The sequence below is a fragment of the Amnibacterium setariae genome (assembly GCF_003581425.1).
GTDB classification, from domain to species: Bacteria; Actinomycetota; Actinomycetes; order Actinomycetales; family Microbacteriaceae; genus Amnibacterium; species Amnibacterium setariae.
In genome coordinates this window covers 340,662-362,589 of the sequence record NZ_QXTG01000002.1, presented here as the reverse complement: position 1 = coordinate 362,589, position 21,928 = coordinate 340,662, and the positions used below count along the sequence as shown (strand labels likewise).

The 21,928-nt window shown below is 74.7% G+C and carries 21 protein-coding genes; 10 read left to right on the top strand and 11 right to left on the bottom strand.

The genetic code is table 11. From position 1 onward, the window contains the following. Nucleotides 1-129 precede the first annotated feature (129 nt). Nucleotides 130-1,986 carry a glycosyl hydrolase family 28-related protein gene (locus tag D1781_RS09710; RefSeq protein ID WP_119483167.1) on the top strand — a complete coding sequence of 619 codons (1,857 nt, stop codon included), beginning with the start codon at nucleotides 130-132 and terminating at the stop codon, nucleotides 1,984-1,986. A 51-nt stretch (nucleotides 1,987-2,037) separates the two neighbouring features. Here D1781_RS09710 and D1781_RS09705 read toward each other — a convergent pair whose 3' ends face one another. Beyond that, on the bottom strand, nucleotides 2,038-2,817 hold the full coding sequence (locus D1781_RS09705) for a carbohydrate-binding family 9-like protein (RefSeq protein WP_119482115.1): 780 nt from the start codon (nucleotides 2,815-2,817) through the stop codon (nucleotides 2,038-2,040). Further along, a complete protein-coding gene (locus tag D1781_RS09700) occupies nucleotides 2,814-3,344 on the bottom strand; it encodes a hypothetical protein (RefSeq protein ID WP_119482114.1) in 531 nt (176 codons plus the stop codon). The genes D1781_RS09705 and D1781_RS09700 overlap by 4 nt, the downstream gene beginning before the upstream one ends. 90 nt (nucleotides 3,345-3,434) lie before the next feature. Here D1781_RS09700 and D1781_RS09695 point away from each other — a divergent pair, with 90 nt between their 5' ends. Then, nucleotides 3,435-3,791 carry a hypothetical protein gene (locus D1781_RS09695; RefSeq protein ID WP_119482113.1) on the top strand — a complete coding sequence of 119 codons (357 nt, stop codon included), beginning with the start codon at nucleotides 3,435-3,437 and terminating at the stop codon, nucleotides 3,789-3,791. A 13-nt stretch (nucleotides 3,792-3,804) separates the two neighbouring features. Here D1781_RS09695 and D1781_RS09690 read toward each other — a convergent pair whose 3' ends face one another. Together D1781_RS09690 and D1781_RS09685 are read right to left on the bottom strand one after the other, a co-directional pair. Beyond that, nucleotides 3,805-4,404 (bottom strand): GNAT family N-acetyltransferase, encoded by a 600-nt coding sequence (locus tag D1781_RS09690; RefSeq protein ID WP_119482112.1) that lies wholly within the window; start codon nucleotides 4,402-4,404, stop codon nucleotides 3,805-3,807. A gap of 66 nt (nucleotides 4,405-4,470) precedes the next feature. After that, nucleotides 4,471-5,493 (bottom strand): BadF/BadG/BcrA/BcrD ATPase family protein, encoded by a 1,023-nt coding sequence (locus D1781_RS09685; RefSeq protein WP_158590052.1) that lies wholly within the window; start codon nucleotides 5,491-5,493, stop codon nucleotides 4,471-4,473. 90 nt (nucleotides 5,494-5,583) lie between these two features. On the opposite strand from D1781_RS09685, the gene D1781_RS09680 reads away from it, so the two are divergent. The 7 genes from D1781_RS09680 to nagB all read left to right on the top strand — a co-directional run bounded on the left by D1781_RS09680 (nucleotide 5,584) and on the right by nagB (nucleotide 13,062). Next, on the top strand, nucleotides 5,584-6,573 hold the full coding sequence (locus D1781_RS09680) for a MurR/RpiR family transcriptional regulator (RefSeq protein WP_119482110.1): 990 nt from the start codon (nucleotides 5,584-5,586) through the stop codon (nucleotides 6,571-6,573). Further along, nucleotides 6,570-7,334, top strand: coding sequence for a sugar isomerase domain-containing protein (locus tag D1781_RS09675; protein ID WP_119482109.1), 765 nt, complete (start codon nucleotides 6,570-6,572; stop codon nucleotides 7,332-7,334). The genes D1781_RS09680 and D1781_RS09675 overlap by 4 nt, the downstream gene beginning before the upstream one ends. A 43-nt stretch (nucleotides 7,335-7,377) precedes the next feature. Further along, nucleotides 7,378-8,793, top strand: coding sequence for an N-acetylglucosamine/diacetylchitobiose ABC transporter substrate-binding protein (ngcE, locus tag D1781_RS09670; protein WP_119482108.1), 1,416 nt, complete (start codon nucleotides 7,378-7,380; stop codon nucleotides 8,791-8,793). After that, nucleotides 8,790-9,788: a carbohydrate ABC transporter permease gene (locus D1781_RS09665; protein WP_119482107.1), complete on the top strand. Its 999-nt coding sequence runs from the start codon at nucleotides 8,790-8,792 to the stop codon at nucleotides 9,786-9,788. The genes ngcE and D1781_RS09665 overlap by 4 nt, the downstream gene beginning before the upstream one ends. 4 nt (nucleotides 9,789-9,792) lie before the next feature. Next, complete coding sequence (locus D1781_RS09660) at nucleotides 9,793-10,689, top strand: carbohydrate ABC transporter permease (protein WP_119482106.1); 897 nt, start codon at nucleotides 9,793-9,795, stop codon at nucleotides 10,687-10,689. A 124-nt stretch (nucleotides 10,690-10,813) separates the two neighbouring features. Beyond that, nucleotides 10,814-12,265 carry a glycoside hydrolase family 3 N-terminal domain-containing protein gene (locus D1781_RS09655; protein WP_119482105.1) on the top strand — a complete coding sequence of 484 codons (1,452 nt, stop codon included), beginning with the start codon at nucleotides 10,814-10,816 and terminating at the stop codon, nucleotides 12,263-12,265. Nucleotides 12,266-12,273: 8 nt separating this feature from the next. Next, nucleotides 12,274-13,062 carry a glucosamine-6-phosphate deaminase gene (gene nagB, locus D1781_RS09650; protein WP_119482104.1) on the top strand — a complete coding sequence of 263 codons (789 nt, stop codon included), beginning with the start codon at nucleotides 12,274-12,276 and terminating at the stop codon, nucleotides 13,060-13,062. A gap of 175 nt (nucleotides 13,063-13,237) precedes the next feature. On the opposite strand, the gene nagA is transcribed toward nagB, so the two are convergent. From nagA to D1781_RS09635, 3 genes are all read right to left on the bottom strand, one after another. Beyond that, the gene (nagA, locus tag D1781_RS09645; protein ID WP_119482103.1) at nucleotides 13,238-14,377 is read right to left on the bottom strand and encodes an N-acetylglucosamine-6-phosphate deacetylase; all 1,140 of its coding nucleotides are present in this window, start codon (nucleotides 14,375-14,377) and stop codon (nucleotides 13,238-13,240) included. Nucleotides 14,378-14,443: 66 nt separating this feature from the next. Then, nucleotides 14,444-15,130: a hypothetical protein gene (locus D1781_RS09640; RefSeq protein WP_119482102.1), complete on the bottom strand. Its 687-nt coding sequence runs from the start codon at nucleotides 15,128-15,130 to the stop codon at nucleotides 14,444-14,446. Between the two features lie 17 nt (nucleotides 15,131-15,147). Beyond that, complete coding sequence (locus D1781_RS09635) at nucleotides 15,148-16,278, bottom strand: glycoside hydrolase family 43 protein (RefSeq protein ID WP_199706544.1); 1,131 nt, start codon at nucleotides 16,276-16,278, stop codon at nucleotides 15,148-15,150. Between the two features lie 143 nt (nucleotides 16,279-16,421). Here D1781_RS09635 and D1781_RS09630 point away from each other — a divergent pair, with 143 nt between their 5' ends. Next, complete coding sequence (locus D1781_RS09630; protein ID WP_158590051.1) at nucleotides 16,422-17,177, top strand: sulfite exporter TauE/SafE family protein; 756 nt, start codon at nucleotides 16,422-16,424, stop codon at nucleotides 17,175-17,177. Between the two features lie 45 nt (nucleotides 17,178-17,222). Here the strand turns inward: D1781_RS09630 and pepN are convergent, their stop codons facing one another. The 4 genes from pepN to D1781_RS09610 form a co-directional block, all read right to left on the bottom strand. Beyond that, nucleotides 17,223-19,652: an aminopeptidase N gene (gene pepN / locus D1781_RS09625; protein ID WP_119482100.1), complete on the bottom strand. Its 2,430-nt coding sequence runs from the start codon at nucleotides 19,650-19,652 to the stop codon at nucleotides 17,223-17,225. Nucleotides 19,653-19,719: 67 nt separating this feature from the next. Then, nucleotides 19,720-20,547 (bottom strand): alpha/beta fold hydrolase, encoded by an 828-nt coding sequence (locus D1781_RS09620; protein ID WP_119482099.1) that lies wholly within the window; start codon nucleotides 20,545-20,547, stop codon nucleotides 19,720-19,722. A gap of 84 nt (nucleotides 20,548-20,631) precedes the next feature. Continuing rightward, nucleotides 20,632-21,084 (bottom strand): GNAT family N-acetyltransferase, encoded by a 453-nt coding sequence (locus tag D1781_RS09615; protein ID WP_119482098.1) that lies wholly within the window; start codon nucleotides 21,082-21,084, stop codon nucleotides 20,632-20,634. Between the two features lie 21 nt (nucleotides 21,085-21,105). Beyond that, on the bottom strand, nucleotides 21,106-21,912 hold the full coding sequence (locus tag D1781_RS09610; RefSeq protein ID WP_119482097.1) for a hypothetical protein: 807 nt from the start codon (nucleotides 21,910-21,912) through the stop codon (nucleotides 21,106-21,108). Between the last annotated feature and the right edge of the window lie 16 nt (nucleotides 21,913-21,928).

Sequence of the window (21,928 nt, the reverse complement as noted above, 5' to 3'; positions counted from 1 at the left end):
TTGAAGGAGTTCTGCGCGCCGCGCGCCGAGAACTCCTTCAAAACGGAATCCGGCGACGCGCCGGGGTTCCTCAGGAGTTCCCAAGGAACGGTGATGAGGTGCCGGAGTTCCACCGATCCGGAGGCGATGATGCCCGTTCCGTCCGTTCCACCCGTCCGCGCACCGAGGGGAGGAACGGGTCGCCGACGTGCCGCCCTCCTCATCGGCGCCGCAGCCCTGCTCGTCCTCGCATCGCCGCCGACCGCGGCGCTCGCGAGCCCGGCCGCCCCGCCGACCGCCGCGCCGCTCGACCTCGGCGCCGCGGTGCACGTGTTCACGCCCGACATGCCGAAGGCCGAGGTTCAGGCGCAGCTCGACGCGATCGCGCAGCGGCAGCTCGGCAACCAGTTCGGCACCGAGCGCGACGCGGTCCTCTTCGCGCCGGGCACCTACGGCACCGCCGCCGACCCGCTCGTCTTCCAGGTCGGCTACTACACGGAGGTCGCCGGCCTCGGCGCGAGCCCGAAGGACGTCGTCATCAACGGCGCCGTGAACGTGCAGAACCAGTGCGACGCGACGAGCGGCTGCATCGCGCTGAACAACTTCTGGCGATCGCTGTCGAACCTGACGATCAACCCGCTCGGCGGGAGCGGCTGCAGCACGAACACCGAGTTCTGGGCCGTGTCGCAGGCGTCCCCGATGCGCCGCGTGGTCGTCAACGGCACCACGTCGTTCATGGACTACTGCTCCGCCGGGCCGCAGTACGCGAGCGGCGGTTTCGTCGCCGACTCCGTGCTCGCCGGCACGCCGGTGAACGGCTCGCAGCAGCAGTTCTACACGCGCAACAGCACGATCGGCGGCTGGTCGAACGGCGTCTGGAACCAGGTGTTCTCCGGCACCGAGGGCGCGCCGGCGACGGACTTCCCGTCGACGAACCCGTACACGACGCTCGCGACGACCCCGGTCAGCCGCGAGAAGCCGTTCCTGTACCTCGACGGGCGCGGAAAGGCGCGCGTCTTCGTGCCGTCGGCCCGCACGGACTCCTCGGGACCGAGCTGGACGAGCGGGCAGCAGGCGGGTCGCTCGGTCGCGCTCGACCGCTTCTTCATCGCCACGCCGAAGGACTCCGCCCGCACCATCGACCGGGAGCTCGCTCGCGGGAAGGACCTCCTGCTGACCCCCGGCGTCTACTCGATCGACCGCACGCTGACGGTGCGGCGCCCGAACACCGTGGTGCTCGGGCTCGGCGTCGCGACGCTCACATCCGCCCGCGGCGCCGTACCGCTGAAGGTCGGGGACGTGGCCGGCGTGGACATCGCCGGGATCATGGTCGACGCGGGCCCGAAGAACGCGAAGGCAATGCTGCAGGTCGGTACGGGTCGGCACGTCCGCGGCGCCGCGAGCAACCCCACCGCGTTGCAGGACGTCTTCTTCCGCATCGGCGGGCCGCACGCCGGCCGCGCGACGACGAGCCTCGTCGTGAACAGCGACCACGTGCTGCTCGACGACATCTGGGCCTGGCGCGCCGACCACGGCGAGGGCGTCGGGTGGACGAAGAACACGGCCGCGACCGGCGTCGTCGTGAACGGCGACCACGTGACCGCGACCGGCCTCTTCGTCGAGCACTTCCAGCGCTACAACGTGATCTGGAACGGCGAGCACGGCCGCACGGTGTTCTTCCAGAACGAGCTGCCGTACGACGCGCCGGACCAGGCGGCGTGGCGGCACGGGCGCACGTTCGGCTGGGCGGCCTACAAGGTCGCCGACCGCGTCCGCACGCACGAGCTGTGGGGCGGCGGGTCGTACATCTACACGAACGTCGACCCGACGCTCCACGCGTCGCGGGCCTTCGAGGTGCCGCAGCGGCCCGGCGTCGTGCTGCACGACGTGCTCACGGTCAGCCTGAACAAGGCCGGCACGATCGACCACGTCGTGAACGACGTCGGCAGCGCCGTGACGCCCGACGTGCAGGGACCGTCGACCGTGGTCCGCTACCCGGCGCAGTAGGCGCGGGGGAGCGGGCGGGGCGGGCAGTGCGCCCGCCCCGCCCGCTCCGCGTCAGGCGGACCGAGCGGGCCCGTCCGTGAACCGCACGATCGGGAACAGCTCAGGCACGTGCGAGTCCCACACGCCGTGCGGGGCGAGCGACCAGCCGCCGGAGTCGTCGCCCTTGCGCGTGTTGAAGCGGGCGAGCCCGATCCGCCACTCGTCCCCGTCCGCCGGCGGCAGCGACCGGCCGCCCGCCACGGCGGCGAGGCCGGTCCAGGGGAGCGCGATCTCGACGCTCCAGCCGCGGTCGACGTCGGCCGGGTCGTTCAGCGTCCCGTCGACGTGCACGGCGGTCGTGAGTCCCGGCAGGTCGAAGCCCCACCACCCGGTCCTGCCGCCGCGCGGGTGCCGGAGGTCGACGCCGTCGAAGGGCGCGGCGAGGGGGTCGTCGCGGCGCAGCCCCGGCGGCGGGGGCGCATCGTCCCAGCCGAACAGCACCTCGTAGACCGTGTTGAACGCGTTGATCTCGAGCTCGTAGTACGCGTCGGGCCCGGCGACGAAGAGCTCCACGTCGTCGTCGAGCCAGATGTGCGCGTCCCGCTCCGTGAGGGTCGCCGTCACGTCGGGCTCCTCGAGCCGGAAGCCGACGTACAGGTGCTCGTCGTCCCACAGCAGGGCGGCCCGGGTGTCGAGCGGCACGGCCTCGCCCGAGACGAGGTCCACGAAGGGGCCGGTCCAGGCCGCGCCGCGCCAGCAGTCCGCGGCGAGGCGACCGTCGAGGTCCGCCGGGGTCGCCGCGCGCAGCGCGGTGCACCGGGGGACCGCCGCCGGGTCGCGGGGGAGGCTCACGCGCAGCCGCCCACCCGGGTCTCGACCTGCAGCGTCGACCGGGCGGTGCGCGGCAGGCCCAACCCGTCCCGGTACGCGACGAGCACGCCGCGCAGGGTCGTCGTCCGCTGCCCGGTCCCGGGCCAGACCTCGAGCACGAGCTCGGACGGTCGGCTCCCGGTCACCTCGGCGCCCGCCGCGGGCACCCGCTCCGCCCAGCCCTCCGGCGGCGCAGCCGTGTCGACGAAGCCGATGAAGGAGTCCCGCCCCGACGCCGGCACGCTCCAGGCCCGCCACCGCGCGCCCTCGGACAGCCCGAGCGGGTGCACGTCGGTGATCCGCACGGCGCCCGCGGTCCTCGGCAGCACGGGTCCCGCGACACCGACGAGCGCGTGCGCGCGGGCGTCCGACGGCCCGCAGACGTGCAGGTCGTCGAGCTCGACCGCGTGGGGCAGCAGCCGGTCCGCGACGCCGTAGAGCGGCACGGCCGCGAGGCCGAGCATGACGACGGCGCCGACGATCCCGGCGCGTCGGACTCCGCGGCCCATCCCGACCCCCGATCCTCGGCTGCCCGAACCGTAGCGGTTCCCCCGCGATCCGGCATGGCGCAGGGGCCGTGCGGCTGCCACAGTGATCCCGTGGTCGACACCGCGCCTGCGACGCAGCCCGACGCCGTGCTGCGGAAGCGCGCGGTGAACCCCTGGATGGTGGGGCTGACGCTGCTGTGGTGCGCGGTCCTCGCCGTCGCGCTGCTCCTCGTCGCGCTCGGCAGCCGGGCCGACGACCTCGGCTACGACCAGCCGAACCTGCCGCCGTCGGACGTGCTCGCCGGGATCTACTACGCCGCCAGCGGCGTGGCCGCGGCGGTCGCGGTCGTGCTCATCGGCGTGCACGTCGGCATCCGCGCAGTGCTCTGGCACCTCGACCCCTCGACGCGGATCACGGCCCTCCCTCCGCAGGAACCCGCCGAGCGCCTCCCGCGCCAGGACTTCTGAGCCCGGAGCCCGCTCAGGATGCGGCGGTGCGGCGGCCCATCCAGATCACGTCGTCGTGGCGCTCCAGCTCCGCGAACCCGAGGTGGCCGTAGAGGCCGATCGCGTTCGTGTTCCGCGGGCTGACGCCGAGGTGGACGCCCGGCACCCCGGCCGCACCGAGCCGGTCGACGAGGTCGTCGATCAGGGTCCGCGCGTGACCGGCGCCGCGCGCCCGCGGCAGGAAGTCGATGTGGAGGTGCGCCGGGTACGCGCCCAGCAGCCGGTCCGGCGTCGTGGCCGGGGAGGCGAAGGCGCCGGTCACCCGCCGGTCGGCCGCGGAGAGATCCGGGTCGTCGGCCGGGTGCTCGGCGGCGAGCGGCGGGTACCAGTCGGCGTGCGCCCACCGCTCGAACGCCGCGGTCGACGGCACCGCGAGGAGGTAGCCCGCCACACCCCGGGAATCCACGACGACGCGGCACCACTCCGGCGCGAACGCCAGGTACGGGCCGGCGTAGACGTGGCCGAGCAGCTCCGCCGTCGCCGCGGGGTCGTCCGCGTCCGGACCGGTCTCGAAGCAGATCCGGTAGACGGCGGCGGTGTCGGCGAACCGGGGCGCGCGGATCGTGGTCGGCATGCCCGCAGCGTAGGAGGTGCTCCCGCCCCCTGCGTCTCGCCGGCAGGAGGTGCCTGCAGCACGAAGTCAGCGGGCGGTCGCGGCCCGGACCGACGCGGCCCGGACCAATGCGGCCCGGACCGACGCACTCAGGCGCGCGTGGACGGCGTCGTCGACCGTGACGCCCGCCGCGCGCAGCGCGAGCACCGCGGCGCCGACCAGGCCGTCGGCGACGGGGATCGGCTCGCGGTCGCCGGCGGCCGCGAGCAGCGGCGCCATCTGCTCGCGGGGGAGCCGGAGGACGCCCTCCATCAGCACGCTGCCGCCGAACACGAGCGGCCCGTCGGGCTGGACCGCCCGGACGCGGTCGAGCAGCGCGACGAGCGCGCCGACCGCCTCCCGGACGATGCCCGCGGCGACGGCATCGTCGGGGTGCGCGAACGCGAGCGGCGCGAAGCGGGAGAGCTCCACCGGCCGCAGCGCGTAGAGCGCGCGGACCAGCGCGCCGAGCACCGCGGGCCGTCCCTCCGTCGCGGCGCGGTCCGGCTCGGCGTCCAGGTCGAGCAGGGGGAGCAGCGCGGCCGTCAGCGCGGTCCGCGGACCGCCGTCGAGGTCGTCGACGACCGCCCGGGCGACGCGGTGCCCGATCCAGAAGCCGGACCCGGAGTCGCCCAGCAGCCAGCCCGTGCCGTCCACGGTCCGTTCCAGCGCGCCGCCCCGGATCGCGCCGCCGATCGCACCGGTGCCGGAGATGAGCGCGGCGCCCTCGAGCGCCGCGGTGCCGGAGGCGAAGAGCGCGAGCAGATCGCCCGCGCGGGTGACGGGCGCGCCGACCCCCAGCCGGTCGAGGCGCTCCCGCACGCCCGCCTCGTAGTCGTCGTGACCGCCCGCGTGGGCGATCAGGACCCCGGCGACACGCCCGGGATCCGCGGCGGCGGAATCGAGTGCGAGGGCGATCGCGGCGGCCACGGAGTCGGCCGCGCGGGCCGGTCCCGAGGAGGTCGGGTTGCCGCCCGCTGCCCGCCCGGCGCCGCGGCAGGAGCCGGTCTCGTCGATCAGCACGGCCCGCGTCGAGGTGCCTCCGGCATCGACCGCCAGGAACTCACGCATCGTTACTTGAACGAAACACGAACGCCACATGGCGACTCTATGGTGAAACCAGATCTCAGGCGATGGCGCCTCTGAAGGAAACGGGTTCTCATGAACGGCACCGATCCACTGCACCACGCAGGCGACGACGCCGCTCCCGCGACCGCGGTCCAGAACAGGATCCGCGCCCGGTGGGCCGATCTCCCGGCCGCCACGCTGCGGGTCGCCCAGGTCGTGCTCGACGACCCGCGGGTCGTGCTCGACCTGCCCATCAACGAGCTCGCCGAGCGCGCCGGCACCTCGCCCGCGACCGTCACCCGCTTCTGCCGCCAGATCGGCTACTCCGGCTACGTCGCGCTGCGGATGAGCGTCGCGACGGACGTCGGCCGCACCTCGGCGCTGCCGTCCCGCGTCGCCGACATCGGCCGCGCGTTCGGGCCGGACGACGCCGCGGAGGACGTCCGCAGCACCCTGCTCGCCGGCGCCATGCGCAGCATGCAGCAGACCGCCGAGGCGCTCGACCTCGACGCCCTCGGCCAGCTCGCGGAGGCCATCGTCGCGAGCCGCCACGTCGACCTCTACGGCGTCGGCAGCAGCGCGCTGGCCGCCGACGCGCTCGCCACCCGGCTCTACCGGATCGGCGTCTTCTGCAACATCTGGTCGGAGGTCCACGCGGGCCTCACCAGCGCCGTCGTGCAGGGCGAGGACTGCGTCGCCATCGGCTACTCGCACACCGGCCGCACCGCCGAGACGATCCAGATGCTCACCGAGGCGGGCGCCCACGGCGCGCTCACCGTCGCCGTCACGAACGACGCGACCTCGCCCCTCGCGGACGTCGCGGAGATCGTCATCCAGACCGCGGCGTTCGAGCAGTTCCTCCAGCCCGACGACCTCGCCGCCTACTACAGCCAGGTCTTCGTCTCCGACCTGCTCTACGTGCTCACCGCCCAGGTCGACTTCGACCGCACGAGCGAGCACCTCGCCGCCTCCGCCCTCGCGGTCAGCCCGCACCGCGAAGGCGGCATCCCGGTCCGCGTGCCGACGCGCGGCCGCGCCAAACGACCCGTCCGCACCGAGATCACGCAGAGGAACCCCGCATGAGCGACACCGCCACGTCGACCGCCGTCCACGACTTCGCCGAGGCGGTGCGCGTCCGCCTCGCCGCGCTGGAGGAGCAGGCCGCGTCCGGCGCGTTCGACGCGGCGATCGACCTGATCACGGACGCGATCCGCAAGGGCGGCGTCGCGTACGCCTTCGGCACCGGGCACTCCGAGGCGTTCGCGATGGAGATCGCGGGCCGCGCGGGCGGGCTCATCCCGACGAAGAAGGTCGCGCTCCGCGACCTCGCGCTGCGCGGCGACCTGGCCGTCGCCGACCTCAAGGGCGCGAACCTCGAGCGCGACCCCTCGGTCGCCGACCGGCTGTTCGAGATCGCCGAGGTCGGCCCGCACGACGTCGTCCTCATCGCCTCGAACTCCGGCGTCAACGGCTCGATCATCGGCTTCGCCCTGGCCGCGAAGCGCGCCGGCAACCCGGTCGTCGCGGTCACCTCCTTCGACCACACCGGCAAGGTCGAGCCGAAGCACCCGTCGGGGCAGCGCCTGAAGGACATCGCGGACATCGCGATCGACAACCTCGCGCCCTACGGCGACGCCGCCATCACGGTCGGCGCGGACGTGCCGGTCGGCGCGGTCTCCTCCATCACCGCGGCGTTCATCGCCCAGGTGCTGACGGTCGGCGTCGCGGAGCGGTTCGTCGCCGCGGGCGACACCGCCCCCCTCTACCTGTCCGCGAACATCCCCGGCGGCGACGAGCACAACGTCGCCCTCGAGGAGCGCTACGGCATCACTCGTTTCGCCTGATCAGCCTTACCAACACCACAGCATCACGGAAGGAAGACACAGCATGAACACCTCCAGGCCCCAGCTGCACCGGCGGGACTTCCTGAGGGGCGCGCTCCTCACCGGGATCGCCCTGCCCCTCGCCGGCGCGCTCGCCTCCTGCGCCGCCGGCAGCAGCGGCACGGACACCAGCTCGAGCGGCGGCGGCGCGAAGAGCGCCAAGAACCCGTTCGGCGTCGCCGCGAAGTCGTCGGTGGCCGCGGCCATCTTCAACGGCGGCTACGGCACCGACTACGTCGACTACGCGGCCGGCGTCATGAAGAAGCAGGCGGAGGGTGTCAGCGCCGCCGTCACGCCGATCACGAACATCGCCCAGTCCCTCCAGCCGAAGTTCGTCGCGGGCAACCCGCCCGACCTCATCGACAACTCCGGCGCGAACGCCATCGGCGTCTCGACGATCCGCGCGCAGCTCGCCGAGCTGTCCGACGTGCTCGACGCGAACAACTACGAGGGCACGAAGATCCGGGACACGCTCTACACGGGCGTCACCGCGCCGGGCACGATCGACGGCAAGTTCCTGATCCTCAACTACGTCCTCACGGTCTACGCCCTCTGGTACTCGAAGTCGCTCTTCGACGCGAACGGCTGGACCGTCCCGAAGACGTGGGACGAGGCCTACGATCTCGGCGTCAAGGCGAAGGCCAAGGGCAAGTACCTCTTCGTCTGGGGCAAGGAGGCCGCGACGTACTACCAGACCCTGGCGATCGCGTCCGCGATCAAGGAGGGCGGCGACGAGGTCCGCCTCGCCCTCGAGAACCTCGAGAAGGACTGCTGGTCGAAGCCGGCCGTGCAGAGCGTCTTCCAGGGGATGAAGAAGATCATCGACGCGGGCTTCTTCAAGCCGGGGGGCGCGGGCACGCAGTTCACCGCGGCGCAGGCGCAGTGGTCGAACGACCAGGACGCGCTGCTCTACCCCTCGGGCTCGTGGATCGAGAACGAGATGAAGAAGCAGACGAAGGCCGACTTCAAGATGACGGGCGCTCCGGAGCTCGTCGTCTCGTCCAGCCCGAAGCTGCCCTACGAGGCGATGCACTCCACCGCGGGCGAGCCGTTCATCGTGCCGTCGAAGGCGGCGAACGTCGCGGGCGGCAAGGAGCTGCTCCGCGCGATGCTGTCGAAGGACGCGGCGACGAACTTCGCGAAGACCCGGCTCACGCCGACGATCGTGAAGGGCACCGTGCCCGCCGACGGCTTCGGCTCCACGGCGCTCGTCTCGCAGTCGACCCTCCTCGAGAACGCCGGGTCGAACGTGTTCTCCTGGAACTTCGTCGACCTGTACGGCATGAACCAGGACCAGCTCGTGGTCTGGAACACCTTCCTCTCCGGGAAGTCCAGCGTCGCGCAGCTGACCAAGGGCCTGCAGGACATCACCGACAAGGTGGCGAACGACTCCTCGGTCACCAAGGTCAAGGTGTCGTGACCGCGGTCGCCCGCACCCTTCCGACGGCGGGCGGCCCCTCGCGGGCCGCCCGCTGGCGGCGGAAGAACCTGACGTTCGACAAGATCACGTTCGCCGCGGTGTTCCTCGGGATCCCGCTGGTCGTCTACGCGGTGCTCGTGCTGTCGCCGTTCGTGCAGGCGGTCTACTACTCGCTCACGAGCTGGAGCGGGTTCGACACGAACCAGGCCTTCATCGGCCTCGGCAACTACGCCCGCGCGTTCCAGGACGACGTCTTCGTGACGGCCGTCCGCAACAGCGTGACGCTCGTGCTGGTGCTGCCGATCGTGATCATCGCGCTGGCGATCGCGCTCGCGTCGCTCGTGACGATCGGCGGGGCGTCGAGCGGTCCGGTCCGCGGGGTGCGCGGCGGCGAGTTCTACCGGGTCCTGCTGTTCTTCCCGTACATCATCCCGGCCATCGCGGTCGGCATCATGTGGGGGCAGATCTACGACCCGAGCAACGGCCTGCTGAACGGCATCCTGACGTCGGTCGGCCTGAAGGACTTCGCGTCCTACCCGTGGCTCGGCGACGCCCGGACCGCGATGGCCGCGACGATGTTCGTGATGGTGTGGGCCTCGGTCGGCTTCTACGTGGTCATCTTCGTGGCGGCCATCAAGGCGCTGCCGGCGGAGGTGTTCGAGGCGGCGCGGCTCGACGGCGCGGGTCGGTTCCGCATCGCGACGCGGATCACGGTGCCGATGCTGCGGGCGAACATCCGCACCTCGCTGATCTACACCGGCATCTTCTCGCTCGACGCGTTCGTGTTCATGTCCGCGCTGAACGCGGGCGGCGGGCCGCAGAACTCGACGCTCGTGATCTCGCAGGAGCTGTTCAAGACCGCGTTCACGAAGGGCCAGTTCGGCTACGCGTGCGCCATGGGCGTCGTGCTGGCCGCGATCACCCTGCTGTTCGCAGGGATCGTCTTCCTCGTCGACCGCCTCACCGGCGGCGCCGAGGACCTCTCGGAGGAGTGAAGCGATGACCACGAGCCAGGTCGCGCGTGCGGCCGTGCTGCCCCGGGCGGGCCGCACGCGCCGGTCCGTCCCCACCGGCGAGCGGGTGGTCGGCGGCGTCTCGCAGGCGGTGCTGATCGTCTGCGCGGTCGTCGTCGTGCTGCCGTTCCTCTGGACGATCATGTCGTCCTTCAAGACCACCAACCAGGTGCTGAACTCGCCGTTCTCCCTGCCCGACCGCCTCCACCTCGAGAACTACGCGAACGCGTGGACGCAGGCGGGCATCGGCCAGTTCTTCGCGAACACCCTCGTCGTCGTCGGCGGCGCGCTCGTGCTGACGATGGTCATGGGCTCGATGTGCGCGTACTTCCTCGCCCGGTTCCGGTTCTTCGGCAACCGCGCGGTGTACCTGCTGATGGTGGCGGGGCTGACCTTCCCGATCTTCCTCGCGATCGTGCCCCTGTTCTTCATCCTGAAGGGGCTCGGCCTGCTCGGCACGCTGCCCGGCCTGGCGATCACCTACTCGGCGTTCGCGCTGCCGTTCACCGTGTTCTTCATGGTGCCGTTCTTCCGGGCGCTGCCCGCCAGCGTCACGGAGGCGGCGTCGCTCGACGGCGCGGGGGAGTGGCGGACCTTCTTCCAGGTGATGGTGCCGATGGCGCGGCCGGCGATCGCGACCCTGTCGATCCTCAACTTCGTCGGCCTCTGGAACCAGTTCCTGCTGCCCGTCGCCCTGAACCCGGACCAGCGGAAGTACGTGCTGACCCAGGGCATGGCGGCGTTCGCGGGCACCGCGGGCTACTCGATCGACTTCGGCGCGCTGTTCGCCGCGGTCGTGATGACGATCGTGCCGGTGCTCATCGTCTACCTGGTGTTCCAGCGGGCGCTGTCGGGCTCCGTCGTGATCGGCGCCGACAAGTGACGCGTCCCGTTCTTCGCGGATCCGCACTTCCTGCGCGGATCCGCAGATCCACCGCGACACGCCGCGACGGAGGGGGTCGCGCACGGCGTGTCGGCGAAGAACTGCGGATCCGCGAAGGGGTGGCGTGACGGAGGAGGTGCGCCGGCTCGCGCTCGGGGTGCTGCTGCCCGGGTTCGCGGGCACGGCGCTGCCCGACCTGATCGCCGACCGGCTGCACGAGGGGCTCGCGGGCGTCGTGCTGTTCGGGTCGAACATCGCGGACCCGGCGCAGGTGCGGGCGCTGACCGACGCGATCCTCGCGATCCGGCCCGACGCCGTGATCGCCGCGGACGAGGAGGGCGGCGACGTCACCCGCCTCCACATGCCCGACGGGTCGCCCGAGCCGGGCAACGCGGTGCTCGGCCGCCTGGACGACGAGGCGCGCACCGCCGCCTCCGCGCGGTCGATCGGCGTCGAGCTCGTCGACGCCGGCATCACGCTCGACTTCGCCCCGGACGCCGACGCGAACACGAACGCCGACAACCCGGTGATCGGTGCCAGGAGCTTCGGCGCCGACGCGGGGCTCGTCGCCCGGCAAACCGCCGCCTGGATCCTGGGGCTGCAGTCGACGGGCGTCGGAGCGTGCGCGAAGCACTTCCCGGGGCACGGCGACACCGCGGTCGACTCCCACCTCGGCCTGCCCGTCGTGCCGCACGGCCTCGACGTGCTGCGGGAGCGCGAGCTGCTGCCGTTCGTCGCGGCGATCGAGGCCGGCGTCGCGTCGATCATGACGTCGCACATCGTGCTGCCCGCCCTCGACCCCGACGCGCCCGCGACGATGAGCCGCCCGATCCTGACCGGGCTGCTGCGCGAGGAGCTCGGGTTCGACGGCGTGATCGTCAGCGACGCGCTCGACATGGCGGGGGCGAGCGCGGCGATCGGCATCCCGGCCGCCGCGGTGCGCTCGCTCGCCGCGGGCGCCGACCTGCTCTGCCTCGGCACGGACAGCGAGCCCTACCTGGACGACGTCGTCGCCGCGATCGTCGACGCGGTCGCGTCCGGCGACCTCGAGCGGCAGCGGCTGGAGGCCGCGGTCGCGCGCGCGGCCCGCCTCGGCGCCCTCCCGGCGGTCGAGGCGCCCCACGAGCCCGAGCCCGTCGACCTGCGGAGCGCGTTTGACGTGCAGGAGGCCGCCGCGCAGGCCCTCGCGGCGACGCCGGCCTGGACCGTGCTGCGGCTCGAGAGCCGGCCGAACAGCGCCGTCGGCGTCACCGGCTGGGGGCCCTTCGCCGCGGTCGCCGCCGACCCGGGCGCGCCCGCCGCGCGCCGCTTCGCCACGTGGCCCCAGGTCGTGCTGCCCGTCGACCGCGACGCCGCCGTGCCCGAGATCGACGGCCCGGTGCTCGTGATCGGCCGCGACGTGCACCTCCACCCGCGCGCCCTCGCCGCGATCGATGCGCTCCGCACCGGGGAGCGGACGGTCGTCGTCGTCGACATGGGCTGGCCGGGGGAGGACCGCCGCTCCGCCGACGTGGCGACCTTCGGCGCCTCCCGGGCCGTCGGCGCCGCCCTGCTCGACCTGCTCACCGCGAACTGAGGAACCCGATGGAGATCGTCATCCTGCCCGACGCGGCGGCCGTGGGGGCCGCCGCCGCCGCCCGGATCGCCGCGGTCGTGCGCGCGAAGCCCGAGGCCGTGCTCGGCCTGTCCACCGGGTCGTCGCCGCTCGGCACCTACGAGGCGCTCGGCGAGCTCGTGCGCCGCGGCGAGGTCGACCTGTCCCGCGCCGCCGGTTTCGCGCTCGACGAGTACGTCGGGCTCCCGCCCGAGTCGCCGCAGAGCTACGCCGCGACCATTGACACCACCGTGACGCGGCCGCTCGGCATGGATCCCGCGCGCGTGCGGACCCCGCCGGGCTCCGCGGCGGACCTCGAGGCCGCCTGCGAGGAGTACGAGCAGGCGATCCGGGGCGCCGGCGGCGTCGACGTCCAGCTGCTCGGCATCGGCGCGAACGGCCACATCGGGTTCAACGAGCCGACGTCCTCCTTCGCCTCCCGCACCCGGATCAAGACGCTCGCGCCGCGCACCCGCGAGGACAACGCGCGCTTCTTCGACGGCGACCTCGACGCGGTGCCGCTGCACTGCATCACCCAGGGCCTCGGCACGATCCTCGACGCGCGGCGGCTGCTGCTCGTCGCGCAGGGGGAGGCGAAGGCCGACGCGGTCGCGAGGACCGTGGAGGGCCCGCTCTCCGCGATGGTGCCCGGCTCCGCGCTGCAGCTGCACCCGCACGCCACCGTGCTGCTCGACGAGGCGGCCGCGTCGAGGCTCACCCTCTCCGAGTACTACCGGTTCACCGCGGCGCACCTGCCGCCGTGGCAGCGCGTGGACTGACGCCCGGCCTCTTGCGGGGCGTGGTCTCGAGGCTCGCTGCGCTCGCACCTCGACCAGCGGGGTCGGGACCGGGCGGAAGCGGAGCGAGGCGGTGGTCTCGAGGCTCGCTGCGCTCGCACCTCGACCAGCGGAGGCTCCCCGTCGATCGAGGTGCGAGCGCCGGCGAGCCTCGAGATCAGACCAGGCGGCGGCCGTCCGCCCAGACCGCCTCGACCTCGAGCGCGTCGGAGAGCAGCACCGCGTCCGCGGGCGCGCCGACGTCGAGCACGCCGAGGTCCGGGCGGCCGATCGCGCGCGCGGGCGTCGCGGTCGCGGCCTGCACCGCCTCCTGGAGCGGCACGCCCGCGGCGACCGCGGTCCGGATCGCGGTGTCGAGCGTCAGCGTCGAGCCGGCGAGCGAGCCGCTCGGCAGCCGCGCGGCGCCGTCCTGCACCACGACGTCGAGCGGGCCGAGCCGGTACTCGCCGTCGCCGAAGCCCGCGGCGGCCATCGCGTCCGTGATGAGGGCGACGCGGCCCGGCGCCATCCGGAACAGGGCCGCGATCACGACCGGGTGCACGTGGAGGCCGTCGGCGATCAGCTCGAGCACGACGCCCGGTCGCTCGAGCGCCGCGCCGATCGGGCCGGGCGCCCGGTGGGCGAGCACGGGCATCGCGTTGAACGTGTGGGTCAGCAACGAGGCGCCCGCGTCGAAGGCGGCGCCCGCGGTCGCGAGGTCCGCGGTCGTGTGCCCGACCGCGACGCGCACGCCGCCGTCGACGAAGCCGGCGACCGCGTCGAGCGCGCCCTCCCGCTCCGGGGCGATCGTGATCTGCGCGAGGGTGCCGTCGGCCGCCGCGAGCAGCGCCGCCACGTCCGCCGCCGTCGCCGTGGTGAGCACGCCCGGGTCGTGCGCTCCGCGCGCGTCCGGGCTGAGGAACGGCCCCTCGAGGTGCACGCCGAGCAGCAGCGGGTCGGCCCGGACCGCCGGCGCGAGCGCCCGCAGCGCGGGGACCAGGGCGTCGACCGGTGCGCTGACCAGGGACACGACCGTGCGGGTGGTCCCGTGGGCGCGGTGCGCGGCGAGCAGCCGGGGGAGCGCGTCCGGCCCCTCCGACGCGTCCGTGCCGCCGCCGCCGTGCATGTGCAGGTCGACGAAGCCGGGCGTCAGGACGCGGCCGCCGGCGTCGAGCACCTCGCCGTCGTGCGCCGGCGGAGCACCGGTGCCTCGGGCGTGCACCCGACCGCCGGAGAACCGGACCCAGCCCTCCTCGATCGCGCCGCCGGAGACGATCCGGGCGTCGGTGATGAGCAGGTCGGTCTCGTCGCGCGTCATCGGCACCTCCTGCGCCAGGGTATCGATCACGATCGGCGCGGGCCTGCGGGTCGCGGTCCTCGGCGGTCAGCGCAGGGCCGCGGCGTCCACGGGGACCAGCGCGACCGTCAGGGTCCAGGGGACGCCGGCCGCCGCGCGGACCGCGACGGTCTGGGGCGGGGCGCCCGTCCAGTCGCTCGACTCGACCATCGGCACGCCGGTGCGCGCCGTCGGCGCCCCCGAGCCGATCACGACCGGGACCGTGCGCGCGTCGCCGACGTGCCCGAAGCGGAGCGCCCACCAGCCGATCGGGCGCCGGTCGGTGGAGGTCAGCACGACGACGAGCCGGCCCCGACCGCGCGGGGCGGCCGTCGTGTCGAGCGGCACCCGCGCCTCGCCGAGTCCCTGCAGCCGCTGCGCGACCGTGGCGTACCCGGACACGTCGACCGGGATCCGCTGCGCGGTGCCGCTCACGATCCCCGAGGTCGGGACCGTCGTCGACCGGACCGCGCTCTGGGTCGGCGCCGCCGTCCGCACCGGGGCGAACCGGCCCGCGGCGAGCGCGCCGCCGGCGGCGACGACGACCACGACCGCGAGGAGGACGAGCGGTGCCCGACGCCGGCGCCGGGCCGCCGGAGGCGGTCCTCCGGAAGCCGGCGCAGCCGCGTCCGTCGCGGCGACGGGCGCGGCCGCCGTGTACCGGCGCCGGTCCTCCTCCGAGGCGCCGGGCGCGTACAGGCGGCGCCGCAGCGCCTCCAGGTCGTCGTCGGCCACGGAGCCGAGTCTGCCCGCTACTTCGACCCGTCGAGGTCCTTGCGGTGCTTCCCGAGGCGGAGGCCGTCCCGCCGCACCTCGACCTCGTAGAGCTTCGCGTGCGTGGTCCGCGTGCCGTGGTGCGCGACGAGCATCGGCCGCGCCTTCTTCCCCTTCGCGGGCAGCGTGCGGAACACCATCGCGTGCCCCGTGTCGCCGCGCAGCATCGGGCGCCGCTGGACCCACGGCCCGTGCAGCTTCCCGGAGGGCGACACCGCCTGCGTCACGACGTAGTGGCCGGTGACCGTGCCGTTGCTGTTGTTGATCGTCTTCTCGTAGGTCGACCAGAGCATCGACAGCCCGCCGCCGGGCAGGCGGGTGAGCTGCGGCCCGTCCGTGACGTACGGGAGGATCTGGTTCGCCGAGGGCGACGGCATCTCCTGCGCGATCCACGTCGCGTCCGAGCCCTTGAACAGGTGGATCGGCTTGCCCGCGGCGCCGCTCAGGTCGGCCTTCATCGGGACGGCCTCCATCGTGCCGTCGATCTTCTGCACCCACTCGTGGGCGTAGACCATCCACGGCCGGCCCTTCCCGTCCGCGAAGAGCGTGCCGTCGAGCGTCATGAAGGTCCGCGGCGCGACCGGGCCGCGCGGGTCGACCGGGGTGAACGGGCCGAGCAGCGTCTCCGCGACCGCGACGATCGTGCCGCGGGCGTGCTGCGGGATCGGCACCGGGATGCCGTTCGCGTTCGGCTTCGGCATCGGCAGCGGCTGCTTCGGGTCGTGCATGGTCGTGAAGAGGTACCAGCGCCCCTTCCAGCGGTGCACCTCCGGCGCCCATGCGCCCTTCTGCGCCCATAGGTCGGTGCCCGGCTGGAACACGAGCGCGGGGTCGGACCAGCGCTTCAGGTCCGTGCTCCGGTAGACCATCGTCCCTGCGCCGGGCACCCCGGTGCGGGCGGGGTCGTTCGCGGCGTAGAGCCAGTAGTGGCCGCTCGGCGCGTCCGCGACGACGAACGGGTCGCGGACCTTCAGGTCGATCAGGCGGTGCGGGTAGGAGGTCGGCGGGGCGACCGCGGCCTCGCTGGCGGGGGCGGACGCGACGGTCAGCCCCGCGGCGGCCGCGGTGGTGCCGGCGCCGAGCAGCAGTCCTCGACGGGTGACGGTCACGGGCGGCTCCTCGGGTCGGCGTGCCTCGGTCGGGGGTCGCGGGCACGGTACGGACCGGTCGGGCGGCGGCCCGGGAGGCGCTCCGCGCGGCGGAGGAATGGTCCGTCCCTCCGCCGGGGAGCCCGGCCTGCCAGGCTGGAGGCGTGGACGCGGGCGGGGCAGGGGCGTTCCTCGTCGTCGCGGGCGTCGTGGCCGGCGTGATCGGGACCTCCGGCGGCGTCACCTCCCTCGTCGCCTACCCGGCCCTGCTCGTCGCGGGCGTGCCGCCGTTCGCCGCGAACGTGACGGCGTCGGTGGCGCTGCTCGGCAGCGGCGCGAGCTCCGCCCTCCGCGCGGGCCGCGACGTGGCGGGCGCCGGGCCCGTGCTGCGGCGCTGGCTGCCGCCGATCGTGCTCGTGTCCCTCGCCGGCGCGGTGCTGCTCGTCGTCACGCCCGGCGCGGTGTTCGACCGGGTCGTGCCCTTCCTCGTCGCCGCGGGCTCGGTCGTGCTGCTGCTGCAGCCCGCGATCGCGCGCCTGCAGGTCCGGCGCGGCTCGCGCCTCCCGCCGCTCGCGGTCGCCGCCTGGGGCGGCGGCGTCGCGCTCTACAACGGCTACTTCGGCGCGGGCGCCGGGATCCTGCTCATCACGCTGCTGCTCCTGACCGCGGAGCCCGTGCTGCACCGCGCCAACGCGCTGAAGAACGTGATCCTCGTCGCGGCCGACCTGCTGCCCGCCGTGCTGTTCGCGGTCCTCGGCGCGGTCGTCTGGCGGGCGGCCCTGCCGCTCGGCGCGGGCGCGGTGATCGGCGGGCTGATCGGGCCCTCCGTCGCGCGCCGCGTGCCCGCGACCGTGCTCCGGGTGCTCGTCGGCCTGTCCGGCCTCGTGCTCGCGGTCGTGCTCCTCGTGCGCGCCGGCTGACCCGGGCGCACCGGTCAGCCGGCCCCGCCGGTCCCGCCGGCCGCGTCAGGCGGTCCGGGCCCGCACCATCCGCAGCCCGGTGTCGAGGCCGAGCAGCAGCGCCGTGCGCGCCGTCGCGTTCACGTCCGGCGCCTCCGCGGCAGCCCCGGCGCGCGCCAGGAACGCGTCGTCGACGACCGCGTACGGGAACATCCCGCGGACGAGCCCGAGCTGCCCGAGCATGCCCGCGCTGCCGAACGAGTCGAGCGCCTCGAGGTAGCGGTCGGCGTACGGCGCGAGGACGTCGCGCTGGAGGGGGCGCCAGAAGCGTCCGGCGACGGTCCGGCGCGCGGACCCCGCGGGCACCCGGCGGTCGACCATGATCGCCCGCCAGGCCGCCTCCTTCGCCTCCGGGTCGTCCAGCGAGGCCCGCACGGCGAGGGCGGAGGCGAACGCGTCGGGGTCGGGGTCGCGGGCCTGCAGCGCCTCGACGGCGTCGAGGTCGTGCTCGCCGAGCTCCGCCTGCCGGGCGAGCACGCGCCAGGCGAGGTCGAGGTCGTCCGCGGCGGCCTCGGCGAGCAGCTCGAGCTGCGCCGGCTCGGTCGCGGTGGCGGCCAGCGTCCGCAGCGCCGGCTGCCGGTGCGCGGGGGAGTCGGCGAGCCGTGCCGCCGCGACGGCGAGCCGCCCGGTCAGCTCGGGCACCCGGGCGAGCGGCGTCCACAGCTCCACGGCCTGGAGGCCGAGCAGCAGCAGCGCCTCGACGACCGCGGGGCTGGTCTCGGCCGCGACGAGCCCGGTGATCGCGTCGACGACCGCGTCGCTCCCGAGCTCGCCCTGGACGAGCTGGTCCCACGCCGTCGCGACCGCGAGCGTGCGCTCGAGCGGGTCGGGCAGGGTCCCGGCGCCGCGCCGCAGCGCCTCGAGGGAGGCCGTGTCGGCGCGCACGGAGGCGAAGGTGAGGTCGCCGCTGTTGACCTGGTGGATCGTGCCCGGCACCTCGACGGTCGTCTCGGGCCCGGTCACCTCCACCTCGACCGCGCCGGCCGGCGCGAGGTCCGCGCCGTACCCGGCGATGCGGAGTCGATGCGGGCGGGGCGCCTCCCCGTCGGGCGACGCGGCGCGCAGGACGCCGCCGTCGAGCTCCAGGCGGTCGGTGCCCGCGCGGTCGAGCCAGGCGCCGGTCCACGCGCTCAGGTCGCGGCCCGATGCGGCGGCGAAGGCGCCCATGAGGTCGTCGAGCACCGTGTTCCCCCACGCGTGCGCGGCGAAGTAGGCGCGGAGCCCTTCGACGAACGCGTCCTCGCCCACGTAGGCGGCGAGCTGCTTCAGCACCGCCTCGCCCTTGTCGTAGGTGATCGCGTCGAAGTTCGCCATGGCCTGCTGCACGTCGGGCACGTCGCCGCGGATCGCGTGGGTCGCGGGGCTCATGTCCTGCCGGTAGCCGAGCAGCTTGGAGTCGAGCAGATCCGTGGCCCACGCGTCGGTGAACTCGGTCGCGCCGACCATCGCCCAGGTGGACGCCCAGGAGGCGAAGGCCTCGTTCAGCCAGAGGTCGTCCCACCAGCGCATCGTCACGAGGTCGCCGAACCACATGTGCGCCATCTCGTGCAGCACGACGTCGGCGCGGTCCGACCGCTCCCGATAGCTCGGCGCGCTGCGGTAGAGGAACGCGTCCGTGTGGGTGACGCTGCCCCAGTTCTCCATGGCGCCGCCCATGTCCGGCACGAACGCCTGGTCGTAGCGCTGCTGCGGGAACGGGTAGGCGAACTGCTCGCCGAACCAGGCGAGCCCGCGGGCGGTCAGGTCGAACAGCTCGTCGGCGTCGCGCTCGAGCACGGCGGCGAGGGAGCGGCGGCTGTAGAGCCCGAGGTCGTACCCGTCGACCGTGCGGCGCAGCTGGTGGAAGGGGCCCGCGTTCACGACGGTGACGTAGGTCGAGAGCGGCGGCGTCGGCGCGAAGGTCCAGCGGCGCGCCTCCGGCCCCTCCGGCTCGATCGTCTCGGGGGCGCTGTTGTTCGTGACCGTCCACGACTCGGGCGCGAGCACGGTGAACCGGTGCACCGCCTTCAGGTCGGGCTGGTCGAAGCAGGCCCAGAGCCGCCGCGCCTCGTCGGGCTCGAACGTCATCCAGACGTAGACGAGCCCGTCCGCGGCGTCGACCGTGCGCAGGACGCCCTGGCCGTCCGCCGTGCGCGACTGCGCCGCGGTGACGACGAGCACGTTGTCCCCCTGCAGGTCCGGCAGGGGCAGTCGGCCGTCCTGCACGGAGGCCGGGTCGAGCTCGGCGCCGTTCAGCACGGCGCGCTCCACGTCGGCGACGACGTCGACGAAGGAGCCCGCGCCGGGGCGCGCGCTGCGGAACGCGATCGTCGCGGTGCTGCGGACGGTGTCGCCCTCGAGCAGACCGGTCAGGTCGACGTCGAGGTCGTAGCGGTCGACCGTGAGCAGGGCGGCGCGGTCGGCGGCCTCCTCGCGGGTCAGGCTGGCGATCGGCATGGGGCCTCCTTCGGCACGGGCCAGGCTAGCCACGCCTCCCGCGCGCCTCCCGGGGGATCCGCCGGGCTCAGTCGGGGACGGCGAGCCCGGTCCAGAAGTCCTGCACCGCGCGGCCGAACGCCTCCGGCCGGTCGAGGGCGAGCTGCCCGCGCGCCTCCGGGACGGTCGTCACCCGCGCGAAGGGGGCGAGGGCGGCGAGCGACGCCGCGCGGGCCTCGGGCAGCGGGCCGGCGTCGTCGCTCGCGACGAGCAGCAGCGGGGCGGTCACCGCGGGGAGCAGACCGGTGAGGTCGGGGCGGCGCACGTCGAATCGGCCGACGGAGCGGGCGGCGCGGAAGCGGCCGGCGAGCAGCAGGGCGTCGAGCAGCGCGCCGACCGTCTGCGGCTCCGACGCGGACGCGGGCGAGAGCTGGTCGACGACGATCGCGCGGCCGACGGGCCCGATCGGGCCGACGACGCGCAGCCGCCGGAGGACCCGTCGGACCGCGCGCCGCTCCTCCGCGGGCATGGGCGCGGGGTCGGCCATCGCGGCGACGAGGCTGCGGACGAGCTCGGGGGAGCGGGCCGCGAGCTCCAGGCCGACGCGGCCGCCCCATCCGGTGCCGACCCAGTCGACGGCCGAGCCGGGCGCGAGCGTCCGCACCACCGCGCGCGCCGCGTCGAGCACGGCGGCGTCACCGACGGAGCGGCGGGTGCGGAGGCTGCGGCCCCAGCCCGGTCCGTCGACCACGAGCAGCCGCCGGCCCGGCAGCAGCGCGGGCAGCAGGTAGCCCCAGCTCGACCCGTCCGCGTAGAGCCCGTGCCAGAGGACCGTCGGGAGCCCGGCGCCGAGCACGTGCACCGCGACGGGGCCCGCCGGCGTGCCCACCTCGACCGGTTCGACCGCTCCCGCCATCCGCGCTCCGTCCCGCGCCCATCCTGCTCCTGCGCGGGGCGCGCGCTGCGCCCCGGTCGCACCTGCCGGAGCGGACGGAACGGGTCAGAGGGCCTTGCCGAGGTGGATCGAGCGGGGCTCGTCCGCGTAGAAGCCGAACGCGGGCACGTCGCCGTAGCCGCGGGCCCGGTAGAAGCGGACCGCCGCGACCTGCGGCTCGCCCGTCGTGAGCGCGATCCGCCGGGCGCCGGCCGCGCGGGCGTCCGCCTCCAGCCGATCGAGCAGGGCCGCGCCGAGGCCCTCGCGCCGCACCGCCTCCCGCACGTACATGCGCCGCACCTTCGCCGTCGCGTCGTCGAGGAAGGACCAGCCGCCCATCGCGACCGGCTCCCCGTCGGCGTAGCCGAGCAGGAACCCGCCGTGCGGCGCGCTGAACTCCTCCGGCGCGATGGGGTCGTCGTCCTCGCCGCCGTAGACCTCGACGTAGTACCGCTGCACCTCCTCGGTCAGCAGCAGGGCGTCGGGGCCGTCGAGGCGCGCGGGGCGGAGGTCGAGCACGCCCGACAGGCTAGGAGGCCCCTAATCCGTGAACACCACGGCCGCGCCCCAGCGGACGCCGTCGGGCACGTCGATGCGCAGCTCGACCGGGCGGTCGCCGCGCGCGTACCGGTACGTGTGCGTCGTCGGCACGCCCGGCTCCTGCTGGCCGGCCCGCTCGACCTGCGTCGTGTACCGCTGCTCGCCGGAGGAGTCGACCTGCCGGCGCAGGGACCGCCACCCGACCCGGGCCGGTGCGTCGACGACGAGCACGACGGTGGCGCGCCCCTCGATCGCGGCCGAGGACACCGGCGACAGCGTCACGAGGCCCTCGCCCGTCCCGTGCTCCTCCACGGTGAAGTAGCGCGTGGCGTCGGCGATCGCGGGGAGCGGCCGCCGATGGGTCACGAGGAAGGCGGCGATGCCCGCGGCGTTGCCGATCACGAGGTTCTCGTCGAACGCGGCGCGGTCCGCGGCGTCCACGGCGACCGGGGTCGCGGAGGGGGCGTTCGAGGTCGGCGGCAGCGCGAGCCGGACGGCGACGAGCCCGCCCGCGGCGAGCACGGCCACGATCGCGACGACGAGGAGGCCGCGCCCCCGCGGCCCGCCGCGCGGGGCGTCGCTCGCGCCCGGCGCCGACGGCTCCGCGTCGAGCGGCAGGGGCTCCGGGGGCCGGACCGGGACCGGCCGGACCTCGACCTCGGGCGCGGCGCGCCGCACGCGGGCCGACGCGGGCACGCGCGGCGCGGGAGCGACACCGCCGGCGGCGCGGAACCGCTCGACGTCCGCGGCGTCGGCCCCCGGGGCGTAGAGCCGGCGGCGCAGCGCCTCCGCGTCCTCGCGTGCCATGACCACAGTGTGGACC